Annotated in this window: 12 protein-coding genes; 8 read left to right on the top strand and 4 right to left on the bottom strand. The window is 62.8% G+C overall.

The genetic code is table 11. The annotated features are described in order from the left end of the window. Nucleotides 1-31: 31 nt before the first annotated feature. Nucleotides 32-358, bottom strand: coding sequence for a carboxymuconolactone decarboxylase family protein (locus F7R06_RS17510; RefSeq protein ID WP_090323051.1), 327 nt, complete (start codon nucleotides 356-358; stop codon nucleotides 32-34). A 234-nt stretch (nucleotides 359-592) separates the two neighbouring features. Here F7R06_RS17510 and F7R06_RS17505 point away from each other — a divergent pair, with 234 nt between their 5' ends. From F7R06_RS17505 to phnE, 7 genes are all read left to right on the top strand, one after another. Continuing rightward, entirely contained in the window at nucleotides 593-1,966 is a 1,374-nt protein-coding gene (locus tag F7R06_RS17505; protein ID WP_090323053.1) for a glutamine synthetase family protein, read from the top strand. A 7-nt stretch (nucleotides 1,967-1,973) separates the two neighbouring features. Beyond that, complete coding sequence (locus F7R06_RS17500) at nucleotides 1,974-3,365, top strand: aldehyde dehydrogenase family protein (protein WP_090323054.1); 1,392 nt, start codon at nucleotides 1,974-1,976, stop codon at nucleotides 3,363-3,365. Between the two features lie 3 nt (nucleotides 3,366-3,368). Next, on the top strand, nucleotides 3,369-4,532 hold the full coding sequence (locus F7R06_RS17495; RefSeq protein ID WP_090323056.1) for an iron-containing alcohol dehydrogenase: 1,164 nt from the start codon (nucleotides 3,369-3,371) through the stop codon (nucleotides 4,530-4,532). Nucleotides 4,533-4,854: 322 nt separating this feature from the next. Next, the gene (locus F7R06_RS17490; protein ID WP_090323057.1) at nucleotides 4,855-5,706 is read left to right on the top strand and encodes a putative selenate ABC transporter substrate-binding protein; all 852 of its coding nucleotides are present in this window, start codon (nucleotides 4,855-4,857) and stop codon (nucleotides 5,704-5,706) included. Then, a complete protein-coding gene (locus F7R06_RS17485) occupies nucleotides 5,703-6,500 on the top strand; it encodes a phosphonate ABC transporter ATP-binding protein (RefSeq protein ID WP_090323059.1) in 798 nt (265 codons plus the stop codon). Before F7R06_RS17490 ends, F7R06_RS17485 begins: the two co-directional genes overlap by 4 nt. Continuing rightward, complete coding sequence (locus F7R06_RS17480; RefSeq protein ID WP_090323060.1) at nucleotides 6,494-7,321, top strand: PhnE/PtxC family ABC transporter permease; 828 nt, start codon at nucleotides 6,494-6,496, stop codon at nucleotides 7,319-7,321. The genes F7R06_RS17485 and F7R06_RS17480 overlap by 7 nt, the downstream gene beginning before the upstream one ends. Then, entirely contained in the window at nucleotides 7,318-8,085 is a 768-nt protein-coding gene (phnE, locus tag F7R06_RS17475) for a phosphonate ABC transporter, permease protein PhnE (protein WP_090323062.1), read from the top strand. The genes F7R06_RS17480 and phnE overlap by 4 nt, the downstream gene beginning before the upstream one ends. Before the next feature lie 2 nt (nucleotides 8,086-8,087). Here phnE and F7R06_RS17470 read toward each other — a convergent pair whose 3' ends face one another. From F7R06_RS17470 to F7R06_RS17460, 3 genes are all read right to left on the bottom strand, one after another. After that, the gene (locus F7R06_RS17470) at nucleotides 8,088-8,780 is read right to left on the bottom strand and encodes an RES family NAD+ phosphorylase (RefSeq protein ID WP_090323064.1); all 693 of its coding nucleotides are present in this window, start codon (nucleotides 8,778-8,780) and stop codon (nucleotides 8,088-8,090) included. Next, entirely contained in the window at nucleotides 8,774-9,178 is a 405-nt protein-coding gene (locus F7R06_RS17465; RefSeq protein ID WP_090323065.1) for an antitoxin Xre-like helix-turn-helix domain-containing protein, read from the bottom strand. The genes F7R06_RS17470 and F7R06_RS17465 overlap by 7 nt, the downstream gene beginning before the upstream one ends. Before the next feature lie 118 nt (nucleotides 9,179-9,296). After that, entirely contained in the window at nucleotides 9,297-10,424 is a 1,128-nt protein-coding gene (locus F7R06_RS17460) for a GGDEF domain-containing protein (protein WP_090323067.1), read from the bottom strand. A 398-nt stretch (nucleotides 10,425-10,822) separates the two neighbouring features. On the opposite strand from F7R06_RS17460, the gene katG reads away from it, so the two are divergent. Then, nucleotides 10,823-13,081 carry a catalase/peroxidase HPI gene (katG, locus tag F7R06_RS17455; RefSeq protein WP_090327379.1) on the top strand — a complete coding sequence of 753 codons (2,259 nt, stop codon included), beginning with the start codon at nucleotides 10,823-10,825 and terminating at the stop codon, nucleotides 13,079-13,081. Nucleotides 13,082-13,126: the final 45 nt, after the last annotated feature.

The following is a 13,126-nucleotide window of genomic DNA, read 5'->3' as shown; positions in this document are numbered from 1 at the left end:
GTTGGTGAAACGCGATGCCAGGCAGTTGGGACTAGGGTGCCACCTCGTCCATCACATCTTGCGCCCAACTGATGGCGGCCACGACAGTAGGGAAACCGATCGTGCTGGTCAATGCGATCAGCGCGTGGCGGATTTCCTCCGGCGTTGCTCCCGCTTGCGCGGCCCGCCGGGCATGACTGTGGACGGCGCCTTCGGAATGGATGGCCGCCGCGGCGCCAAGCTGGATCAACTGGACCGCTTTCTCCTCCAGCGGCCCCGCCTCACGCACGGCCGCACCCAACGCCTCCACGGCGTCCAGGTACTGCGGGTATTGCTGTTTGAGGTGACGGTAGGTGTTGTGCTCGTTCTTCTTTGCCATTTCTTTTCTCCTCGCGAACCCGCGCCGGCCTGCACCGAAGGGTCCATTCCCGGCAGTGTTCAAGCCAATTTATAAGGCTTTGATCAGCGAAACTTGCGAAAAGCGACAGTAGGCTAAGCTTAGTGCAGCTTATTGCTCACGATGCTCGCATCTGCAGGTTTTGGGTTTTTCTGGAGAGCGTCTGCAACAGCTAACTCAGACAGGCCCAACACCATTTGCGCAGGACTTGCCGTGATGACCGAGCCTCTCCTCAGCTTTGATGAACTCAAGCGTGCTGCCGCCTCTGGCGAAATCGATACCGTCCTGGTGTGCATGGTCGACATGCAGGGGCGACTGGTCGGCAAGCGCTTTCAGGTCGAGTTTTTCATCGACAGCGGCCATGAAGAAACCCACTGCTGCAATTACCTGCTGGCCGACGACATCGACATGGAGCCGGTGCCCGGTTATGCCGCCGCCAGCTGGAGCAAAGGCTACGGCGACTTTGTGCTCAAGCCAGACATGCGCACCCTGCGCAAAGTGCCCTGGCTTGAATGCACGGCGCTGGTGCTCTGCGATGTGCTTGACCATCACCATCGACGGGACCTGCCGCACAGCCCCCGGGCGATCCTGAAAAAACAGGTCGAGCGTCTGCGTGAGCGCGGCTACACCGGCATGTTCGCCTCGGAGCTGGAGTTCTACCTGTTCGACGAAAGTTACGAAGCCATCCACAAGCGCAACTACCACAAGCCGAAAACCGCGGGTCACTACATCGAAGACTACAACATCCTGCAGACCACCCGCGAAGAGCCGGTGCTGAGGGCGATTCGCAAGCACCTGCAGGCGTCCGGCATTCCCGTGGAAAACTCCAAGGGCGAATGGGGACCGGGCCAGGAAGAAATCAACATCCGTTATGCCGATGCCATGACCATGGCCGACCATCACGTCATCATCAAGCATGCCTGCAAGGAGATCGCGCAACTGCAGGGCAAGGCGATTACATTCATGGCCAAGTGGCGCTATGACGCCGCCGGTTCCAGCAGCCACATCCACAATTCGCTGTGGGACAAGAACGCCAAAAAACCTCTTTTTTACGACGCCAAGGCCGAGTTCGGCATGTCGAAACTGATGCGCTCCTGGGTGGCCGGGCAGCTCAAATACGCCAACGACATCACCTGTTTTCTCGCGCCCTACATCAATTCCTACAAGCGCTTTCAGGCCGGCACCTTCGCCCCGACCCGAGCGGTGTGGAGCCGCGACAACCGCACCGCCGGCTTTCGCCTGTGCGCCGAGGGCAGCAAATCCATCCGCATCGAATGTCGCATTGGCGGCGCCGACCTCAATCCCTACCTGGCCTTCGCCGCGTTGATCGCTGCCGGGCTGGCGGGGATCGACGAGAAACTCGACCTCGCCCCACCCTTCGAGGGTGATGCCTATCTCGACGAGCAACTGCCCGAAGTCTCCAAGACCTTGCGCGAGGCCAGTGCCGCCCTCCAGGGTTCGAGCATGTTGCGCGAAGCCTTCGGTGATGAAGTGGTCGACCACTACGTGCACACCGCCGAATGGGAACAGAAAGAGTACGACCGGCGGGTGACCGATTGGGAATTGCAGCGCGGCTTCGAGCGCTATTGAGACCGACATGTCTTCGACTATTCAGCTTATTTCGCCGGTGGATGGCCGGGTTTACGCCGAGCGCCAATATGCCGAGGCGCCGCAGATCGAACAGGCCTTGGCGGCGGCCAAGGTCGCCCAGGCGCAATGGAAACGCCGGCCACTGAGCGAGCGCGCGGCTTTTTGCAGCGCGGCGGTGGACGCGATGCTGGCCATGAAAGACGAGATCATCCCGGAGCTGGCCTGGCAAATGGGCCGTCCGGTGCGTTTTGGCGCGGGCGAGCTGCGGGGTTTCGAGGAACGCGCGCGTTACATGATCGCCATTGCGCCGCAGGCCCTGGCAGCGGTTGAACCCACGCCCATCGCCGGTTTTCGCCGGCTGATCAAACGTGAACCGCTGGGCACGGTGCTGGTGATTGCTCCGTGGAACTACCCCTACCTGACCGCCGTCAACACGATTATCCCGGCGTTGATGGCCGGCAACGCGGTGATCCTCAAACACGCTTCACAAACCCTGCTGGTGGGCGAACGGTTTGCCGCCGCCATGCATCGCGCCCAACTGCCGCGCGGTTTGTTCCAGAACCTGTTGCTCGACCATGACCAGACCGCCGCGATCATTGCCGGCGGACAGGTACAACAGGTTAATTTCACCGGGTCGGTGGACGCCGGCCGGGCCATGGAAAGCGCGGCCACGGGACGCTTCCTCGGCATGGGCCTGGAACTCGGCGGCAAAGACCCGGCCTACGTGCGGGCCGACGCCCACCTCGAACATGCGGTAGAAAACCTGGTGGACGGCAGCTTCTTCAATTCCGGGCAAAGCTGCTGCGCCGTCGAACGCATTTATGTCGATCAAAAAATCTATCTGCCCTTTATCGAGCGCTTCGCCAACCTGACCCGTCAGTACGTGCTGGGCAATCCACTGGACCCGGCCACCACGCTCGGGCCGCTGGTGACGCCCGGCGCGGCGGTCTTCGTGCGCGCCCAGATCGCCGAGGCCCTGGCCCAGGGCGCCAAGGCGCTGATCGATCCGATGGCCTTCCCCATCGATGTGCCGGGCAGTGCTTATCTGGCGCCGCAGGTGCTGGTCGATGTCACCCATCACATGTCCGTCATGCGCGATGAAAGCTTCGGTCCGGTGGTCGGCATCATACCGGTGAGCGGCGACGACGAGGCGCTCGCCTTGATGAACGACAGCGAGTTCGGGCTCAGCGCCTCGATATGGACCCAGGACCTCGCCGCCGCCGAACGCCTGGGCGACGAGATCGACACCGGCACTCTGTTCATGAATCGCTGCGATTACCTGGACCCGGCCCTGGCCTGGACCGGCGTGAAGAACAGCGGGCGCGGCGTGACCTTATCGCGGCTGGGCTATGAACACCTGACCCGTGCCAAATCCTTCCATCTGCGCCACGAGATCTGAGCCATGAGCCTGACCGGAAACTGGAATTACCCCACGAGCATTCGCTTCGGTGTCGGCCGCATCACCGAGCTGGCCGAGGTCTGTCGCAGCCAGGGGATCCAGCGACCGTTACTGGTCACCGACAGTGGCCTGGCACGGGCCCCGATCACCACGGCGGCCCTCGATGCCCTGCGCGCCGCCGGTCTGGGCGTCGCGCTGTTCTGCGACCTCAAGCCCAACCCGGTCGAAGCCAACCTGGCCGGCGGACTCGACGCCTGGCGCGCCGGCCAACACGACGGGGTGATCGCCTTCGGCGGCGGCAGCGGCCTGGACATGGGCAAGCTCGTTGCGTTCATGAGCGGCCAGACCCGCCCGGTCTGGGATTTCGAAGACATCGGCGACTACTGGACCCGCGCTGATGAAAGCCGCATCGCCCCGGTCATCGCAGTGCCGACCACGGCGGGTACGGGCTCTGAAGTGGGCCGTGCGGCGGTGATCATCGACGAGGCGAGCCACTCCAAACGCATCATCTTCCACCCGAAAATGATGCCCCGCGTGGTCATCAGCGACCCGGCCCTGACCGTCGGCATGCCGGCCAAAGTCACCGCCGGCACGGGCATGGATGCCTTGGCGCACTGCCTGGAGGCGTACTGTGCGCCGGGATTCCACCCCATGGCCGATGGCATTGCGGTCGAAGGCATGCGCCTGGTGACCAACGCACTGGTGCGGGCGGTGCACACCCCTTCGGACCTCGACGCGCGCGGGCAAATGCTCGCGGCCGCGGCGATGGGAGCCACCGCCTTCCAGAAAGGCCTGGGCGGCATGCACGCCCTCGCCCATCCGATTGGTGCGTTGTACGACACCCACCACGGCATGACCAACGCCACCCTGATGCCCTACGTGCTGAAATTCAATCGCCCGGCCATTGAAGAACGCATCACCCGCCTGGCCGCTTATTTGCGCTTGCCTTCCCCGGGCTTCGACAGCTTTCTGGCCTTCGTCCTCAAATTGCGCAAGGACATCGGCGTGCCCCACACCCTGTTTGAACTGGGGGTGGACGACAAACAGGCCGGCCTGATCGCGGACATGGCCGTTGTCGATCCGTCGGCCGGCGGCAACCCGCTGCCGATCACCCGGGCCGGCGCGGCGGAAATTTTCGACGCGGCGTTCCACGGCCGTCTGCTGTAGGAGCGCAATGCTGTTCAGTTAAGGACGAATACTGCATCTGTGGCGAGCGAGCTTGCTCGCGTTGGGGCGCGAAGCGCCCCCAAAAATGGGACTGCTGCGCAGTCCAGCGGGAGCAAGCTCCCTCGCCACAGGTTTTTGATTGCTCGCTCTATCTCTTAACTGAACAGTATTGCCTGTAGGAGCGGGCCTTGACCGAACGACCATCGCTCTGTACGTTCGCCCTCCTCTCGTTCCGATTCGTCTACCCTCACAAAGCGCCCGGCAGCAATTGGCTGGCAATGGGCGCATCGTCATTTTTCCGTAAATGCACCGGAGAACCTCCATGCTCAAGCGTACCCTGGCATTGGCCGTCGGCTTGACCCTGTCTGTTTGCACCCTGCTGACCCACGCCGCCGACACCTTGAAAGTCAGCGCGATTCCTGATGAAGCTCCGACCGAACTGCTGCGCAAGTTCAAGCCACTGGGCGCCTACCTGGAGCAGCAGCTGGGGATGAAGGTCGAGTTCGTACCGGTCAGCGACTATCCGGCGGTGGTCGAGGCGCTGGCCACCGATCGCATCGATCTGGCCTGGCTCGGAGGCTTCACATTCGTGCAGGCGCGCCTGAAAACCGGCAATGCCATCCCATTGGTACAGCGTGAACAGGACGCCCAGTTCACCAGCAAATTCATCACCGCCGACCCGGCCGTCAAATCCCTGGCCGATCTCAAGGGCAAAAGCTTTGCCTTCGGTTCGGTGTCCTCGACCTCGGGCAGCCTGATGCCGCGCTATTTCATGCTCAAGGATGGCATCAAGCCGGAAACCTATTTCAGTCGCGTCGGCTACTCCGGCGCCCATGACGCCACGGTGGCCTGGGTCCAGGCCGGCAAGGTCGACGCCGGGGTGTTGAACGCCAGCGTCTGGGAAAAACTGGTGGCGGCCGGCAAGGTCGACACCACCAAGGTCAAGGTGTTTGCCACCACCCCGGCCTACTTCGACTACAACTGGACCGTGCGCGGAACCCTGGATCCGGCCCTCGCGGCGAAGATCAAGACCGCCTTCCTCGCCCTCGATCCGGCGAAACCGGCGGACAAGGAGATTCTGGACCTGCAAGCCGCCAGCCGCTTCATCGAAACCAACCCCGAGAACTACAAGGGTATCGAGGAAGCCGCGCGCGCCGCCGACCTGCTCAAATGACATTGCACTTGAATGGCGTCAGCCTCACCCACAGTAACGGTGTCCATGCGTTGCAGGGCCTGGACCTGCACATCGGCGCCAACGAACAGGTGGCCATCATCGGCCCGTCCGGTGCCGGCAAGTCGAGCCTGCTCAACCTGCTGGCCACCGCCCTGCGACCCAGCAGCGGTGAACTGCAGGTGCTGGGCGAGCGGGCCTGGCAGCTGTCTGCCCGGCAGCGTCAGCGCCTGCGCGCGCGGATCGGCCTGGTGCATCAGGCACCACCGCTTCCGCCCCGCCAACGCGTGGTCACGGCGGTGCTGGCCGGGAAGATCGGTCAGTGGGGGCTGGGCAAAAGCCTGCTGAACCTGGTGCATCCGCTGGACATTCCGGGCGCTCGCGCGGCGTTGACCCGATTGGACCTGAGCGACAAGTTGTTCGCGCAGTGCCAGCAATTGTCCGGTGGTCAATTGCAGCGCGTGGGCATTGCCCGCGTGCTGTATCAAGCGCCCGAGGTGCTGCTGGCCGATGAGCCGGTGTCAGCCATGGACCCGGTGCTGGCCGAGCACACGCTGTCGGTCCTTTGCCACCACGCCCGCGAACACAACGTCACCCTGGTCGCCAGCCTGCATGCGGTGGAACTGGCGTTGGCGCATTTTTCGCGGATCATCGGCTTGCGCGACGGACAGATCCTGTTTGACCTGCCGGCCAGCCAGGTCGACCGCGACCTGCTCGACAAGCTCTACGCCAACGAGCAACTGCAATTCTCCCCGGTTGCTCCGCCGCCCTTGAGCGTGCAGATACCCCGATGCTGACGCGAGACAACCGCGACCCCGCCGCCCTGCCCCGCCTGCTGCTCAGCCTGCTGGCGATTGCCCTGTTGTGGCCAGGCATCCATTTCAGCGAGCTGGACCTGAGCGTGCTGCTGGCCGGTGACAGTCAAAGCGAGATAGGCCGTTTCGTCTCCGCCTTCTGGCCTCCGGCCCACGGCGAAGAATTCCTTCAACTGTTGGTGCAAGCGACCTTGCAGACACTGGCGATCGCCACGGCGGGCATGGCCCTGGCGTTGTTGTTGGCCGTCCCCGCCAGCCTGCTGGCCAGCCGGGCGCTGTCGCTGTCGGCGGCGTCCCGTGCCGGACGCCCGGGTCCCTGGGCACAACTGCTGCGCTGGCCGGTGCGCGGGTTATTGATCTTCCTGCGCAGCGTGCCGGAAATCGTCTGGGCCCTGCTGTTCGTGCGTGCGGTCGGCCTCGGTCCGACGGCCGGGGTGCTGGCCATCGCCATCACCTACAGCGGCATGTTGGGCAAGGTCTATGCAGAGATTTTCGAGTCGGTCGACCAGCGCCCGACCCACGCGTTGCTGCAAGCGGGCAGTGGCCGGCTCGCGGCGTTTGCCTACGGGATCTTGCCCAATGTCGCGGCAGAGCTGCTGTCGTACACGGTGTATCGCTGGGAATGCGCGATTCGCGCCTCCGTGGTGATGGGGTTCGTCGGGGCCGGTGGCCTGGGCCAGCAGATGGACCTGTCGCTGCGCATGTTCGCCAGCGGTGAAGTCGCCAGCCTGTTGCTGACGTTCCTCGTGCTGGTACTGCTCGCCGATCAACTCAGCCGCCTGCTGCGCTGGAGGCTGGCATGAATCGCCTGATCAATCTGGTGCTGCTGCTTGGCATCGGTGTCGCCATCGTCGCTTCATTCAGCTACCTGGGCATCGACCTCGGCGAATTGGGCGCCAGCGGCAATCTGAAACAGATGGGCGCCTATGCGCAGCGATTTCTCAGCCCGGACCTGAGCGCGGGTCATCTACAAGCCATCGGCCGTGGCGCCCTGGAAACCATCGCCATGTCGGCCTTGGGTACCCTGCTCGCGGCGGTGTTCGGCCTGCTGTTGGCACTGCCCGCCGCCGGGCGCTTCGGCTGGCCCTTCAAAAGCGCTTCGCGCCTGCTGCTCAATGCCTTGCGCGCGGTGCCGGAACTGGTATGGGCGGCGCTGATGGTGCTGGCCGCCGGGCTCGGTCCCAACGCGGGGACCCTGGCGTTGGCGCTGCACACCACCGGCGTGCTCGGTCGCCTGTTCGCCGAAGCCCTGGAAAACACCCCGCCGCAACCGGCCGAAGCGATTCGCCTGCAAGGCGGCAACGCGTTGTGGGCGTTCTGTTACGGCACCCTGCCCAACCTGCTGCCGCAACTGCTGGCTTACGTCCTGTACCGCTGGGAGAACAACATCCGCATGGCCAGTGTGCTGGGTTTCGTCGGTGCGGGCGGCCTGGGTCAAATGCTGTATGTCAGCCTCAGCCTGTTCCAGGAAGCGCAAGCCAGCACGGTGATTCTGGCCATGTTGTTGCTGGTGTTCGCCGTCGATTCGCTGAGCAGCTGGAGCCGCCAACGCTGGGTCAAGGCCTGAGTTCAGGCTTCGCTGATTTTGCTGACGCTGGTGATGTGCCGGTTCCAGACCATCTCGTAATGGGCGGTCTGGATAATCGATAACACCGGCCTGGGGGTCATCAGCGCCCAGCAGTGACTGCCGGGCATCCGCACGGAATGGTAGCGAAGGCCCGGACAGCCTGCGTCCTTGATGGCCCTGCCAAAGCGATGGGAATCGGTGTAGTCGTCCGGCGCATACAGCGGATCGGTCATCGGGATGGATGTTGCGTCTTTCATCGCCGCATCGACGAAAGAACAGGACAAACCACGAAATACAAAGCGCTCGTAGTTGAGGTTGTGCACCTTCGACCAGTACAGGCTCTGGTGATGCTGCACTTCGGCGAGCGCCGCGTCGATGGAATCGGCCAGGTACAACACGCCAAAACGGCCATCGCTGAAGCGCGAGCCCGCCGGATTCACATGGGTAAAGGGCGCTGTCGCGTAGGAACAGCCAGGGATGCCGAACGGTATTTCCGCCCTGGGTATCAACTCAAGGTGGCCCACCTCGTTTTTCAGCCGCGGATTGGTCAGTGCCTGGATCTGGTACAGCACGTCAAACTCATCGGCGTCGGCGACGTCATCGAATATCGCAATCGGCGGAAACTTCGAATTGACCAGCCGCCAGGCTTGCAGTTGTTCGCCGGCAAACGCCGGCAACTGCTCCACCCTCACCATTGCGCGCCCCGCAACGCATCGATCCGCCGAAACGTCTCGTACAGCGAAATCATGTCGCCCTGGGACATCACATCGAGCGGGGTCCGGCCATTGAAGAACTCGTTGTCGTTGGCCATCGCCGGGAAGCCGTAGACGTTTTCCGGGTTATCAAAGATCAGCCGCAGCGCGGCGTGGATGTTGAGCACAAAACTGATGCGCTGCATCTGGTCGGCATCCAGCGCCACCGACCAATCCGGGTCACGCTGTTTGGCGCGAGTGTAGGTACTGCGGGAAATACGCAGGATGCGGCAGGCCTGCTCGCTGGACGCGGCCCATTTTTCCAGGATGCCGACAGCGGCCCGCAAACCGGTCACGCACTGGCTTTTGTCGAATCCCTGGGTCTGCACGGCGACGGACATGTCGGATACTCTTCTTGACTCTACAGACTCAAAAATAGTCCTTATGCGCCTATAGATCAATGTCGTATTGACCAATGGCAGCAATCGAAACCCGATCGGCTTCGACTGCCGTCAAGGGCTACTCAGCCACCGCGACCTGGTTGCGCCCACGGGCCTTGGCGCGGTACAGGGCTTTATCGGCGTTGCACATCAAGCTGTGCAAATCATTGTCGCCGGGCGCCATGGCCGCGACACCAACACTGGCCGTTATGCAGTGAACCGGGCCGGTCATCAGTCCGGAAATGGACTGGATAAGGTCCTCGGCAATGGCCTGGGCGGTCTCGATGGAGGTATTGGGCAGCAAGACCGCGAACTCCTCCCCGCCCAATCGACCGTGGACGTCGCTCTCGCGAAAGGATTGACCGATCACCACGCCCATTTGCCGCAGGACCTGGTCACCGATCTGATGCCCGTAGGTGTCGTTGATGTGTTTGAAGTGATCCATGTCCAGCATCACCGCGCAAAGCGGCAACTGGTAGTTTCGGCAATGGCTGTAGAGATGCTGGGCGTGTTCGAAAAAAGCCCGCCGGTTTTTCAGACCGGTGAGTTCATCGGTTTGCGCCGCGCGCGTGGAAATGCTGTGGGCCAGTTCCATTTCCCGGGTCAGCCGAAAGGCGGTTTCCACCGCATTGGCCAGGCTGCTGGTGGCCCTGAACACGAATGAGGCGAACACCATGACCGCCACGGCCACCCCGGTTTGCAGGGTTGACGGCTGGAACAGCAGCCACAGGGTGCAAGGCATCAGCACCAGGGAAATCGACACCACCGTCATGTAGCGGTAGGCCGAGTAGCAGGACACCGCACTGACCGACATGCCGACGGTAAACAGCATGACCAGCACTTGGGCCAACAGGTCGTCCCTGGGCATGACCGCCAGGGCTCCAGCGCCCCAGATGCTGGCGGACAATATCAGCGTCAGCCAGTACCTGCGTTCCCAGCGCTGCGGCGTGCGCTGCGCTGGCGGGCTGTGAAAATAGACTGCGAACATCAGCAGGCGTAATAACGTCGCCCCCGTCAGCAGGGCTATCCACCAGAAAACCACGTTGTGATCAAACCGCTCCCAACACAGCCAGCACAACATGATCACGGCCAGAAAACTGCCGAAAACCGCTGAAACCGATTGGCGAAACAGCTGATGCAATCGATCCGTTTGCACCTGCTGCGCAATGTAGCGATCCTGCTCGTGCCGAAAACCAAGGCCGTCCATTCATTCCGCCTGATCGTGATGCCGTAACGAACAACTATTGTGGCACATTGCCCGGCGGCGCCTGCAACAGTCTGTGAAGGGCTGAGAGATTGCGCCTATCACCTGCCAATACTGCGACTATTAGCTGACTCGCCAACGGGCGACTAGCATTAGCTTCTGCCGGTGCACTCTGGCCGGCGGAGACCTGTATCGAGACAAGAATGAGTCAGAAACCGACCAGGCGTACCGTGGGTGATCTGTTGGCACATCGACTGCCGCTGTCATGAATACCCGCGTAGCCCCGACGATCCGTTGATCGACCTGCCGGGCCCGCCGCCTGAGTCATTGATTTCACTTGCCGTTTTCCTGCCCACACCGGGCCGGATGGCGGCATGGACACGACCGAGGGTAGCGCACACATGGCAACTGAATCGAAATGCCCGTTCAATCATGCCGCCGGCGGTGGCACAACGAACCGCGACTGGTGGCCCAACCAACTGAACCTGAGGATCCTGCACCAGCACTCGCCCCTGTCCGACCCCATGGGCGAGGGTTTCAACTATGCCGAGGCCTTCAAGAGCCTGGACTTTGTGGCGCTCAAACATGACTTGAACGCGCTGATGACGGACTCGCAGGACTGGTGGCCGGCCGACTTCGGCCACTATGGCCCCCTGTTCATTCGCATGGCCTGGCACGCCGCCGGTACTTACCGCACCGGTGACGGTCGAGGCGGCGCCGGCTCCGGCCAGCAGCGCTTTGCCCCACTCAACAGCTGGCCGGACAACGTCAGCCTGGACAAGGCGCGCCGGCTGCTCTGGCCGATCAAGCAAAAATATGGCCGCAATATTTCCTGGGCCGACCTGATCGTACTGACTGGCAACGTCGCCCTGGAATCCATGGGCTTCAAGACCTTCGGTTTTTCCGGCGGCCGTGCGGACGTCTGGGAACCGGATGAAGACGTCTACTGGGGCTCGGAAAACAAATGGTTGGGCGGCGACACGCGCTACGGCAAAGATGACAACAAGCCGGTGCAAGCACCCGGCGATGTGCCACTCGTCGCAGAACCGGGAAAAAACGAAGCCAGCCGTACCGAGGACGGGCGTCATCTGGAGAATCCCCTCGCCGCCGTGCAAATGGGCCTGATCTACGTCAACCCGGAAGGCCCGGAAGGCCAACCGGACCCGGTCGCTTCAGCGCTGGACATCCGTGAAACCTTTGGCCGCATGGCCATGAATGACGAAGAAACCGTGGCGCTGATCGCGGGCGGCCACGCCTTCGGCAAAACCCACGGCGCCGGCCCTGCCGACAACGTCGGGCCCGAGCCCGAAGCGGCCGGCCTGGAGCAACAGGGCCTGGGCTGGAAAAACAGCTTCGGCACCGGCAAAGGGGCCGACACCATCACCAGCGGCCTGGAAGTCACCTGGACCACCACCCCGACGAAATGGAGCAACAACTATCTGGAGAACCTGTTCGGCTTCGAGTGGGAACTGACCAAGAGTCCCGCTGGCGCGCACCAGTGGAAACCGAAAAACGGCGCGGGCGCCGGCATCATTCCCGATGCCCATGACCCGTCCAAGCGGCGTGATCCGACCATGCTCACCTCGGACCTGGCCCTGCGCTTCGATCCGATCTACGAACCCATTGCCCGTCGCTTCCTGGCCAATCCCGACCAGTTGGCCGACGCCTTCGCCCGCGCCTGGTACAAGCTGATCCACCGCGACATGGGGCCGCTTTCGCGCTACCTCGGCCCGGAAATGCCGGACGAAGAGCTGCTCTGGCAAGACCCGATCCCTGCGCTCGACCATGAACTGATCAACGACGGCGACATCGCCGCGCTCAAGAGCAAGGTGCTGGCCTCGGGCTTGACCGTGTCAGAGCTGGTCTCCACGGCCTGGGCGGCGGCTTCTACCTTCCGCGGCTCCGACAAACGCGGCGGTGCCAACGGCGGGCGCCTGCGCCTGGAGCCACAGAAGTCCTGGCAGGCCAATCAGCCGGAACAACTGGCGAAGGTGCTGGCGAAACTCGAAAGCATCCAGAAGGAGTTCAACACAGGTGGCAAGAAAGTGTCGCTGGCCGACCTGATCGTGCTGGCCGGCGGTGCCGGTGTCGAACAAGCCGCGCGAACCGCCGGGCACAACGTCACGGTGCCTTTCAGGCCAGGGCGCATGGACGCCAGCCAGGAACAGACCGATGTCGAGTCGTTCGGCTTCCTCGAACCGATTGCCGACGGTTTCCGTAACTTCCTCAAGACCCGCTACCGCGTACCGGCCGAGCAGTTGCTGATCGACAAGGCGCAACTGTTGACCCTCACTGCACCGGAAATGACCGCGCTGATCGGTGGCCTGCGCGTGCTCAACACCAACGTCGGAAAAACCGCCCACGGCGTCTTCACTACGCGGCCGGAAGCGCTGACCAACGACTTCTTCACCCACCTGCTGGACATGGGGGTGGAATGGAAACCGGTCTCGGAGGCCAATGAGGAGTTCGAAGGTCGCGACCGCAAGACCGGCCAGCCAAAGTGGACCGCCACTCGTGTCGATCTGGTATTTGGTTCCAACGCGCAGCTGCGGGCGCTGGCAGAGGTCTATGCCACCGCCGGGGCGCAAGAGAAGTTCGTCCATGACTTCGTGGCGGCGTGGACCAAGGTGATGAACCTGGATCGCTTCGACCTGAAGTGAAACGCAGGTAGAGGATGGGTTGCTTCGGCTTGTGCCGCAGTGGCC

Origin of the sequence: Pseudomonas moorei (assembly GCF_008801475.1) — a bacterium.
In the GTDB taxonomy this organism is placed as follows: Bacteria; Pseudomonadota; Gammaproteobacteria; order Pseudomonadales; family Pseudomonadaceae; genus Aquipseudomonas; species Aquipseudomonas moorei.
Note: the sequence above shows the minus strand (reverse complement) of the source record. Positions and strands in the feature narration are given on the sequence as shown.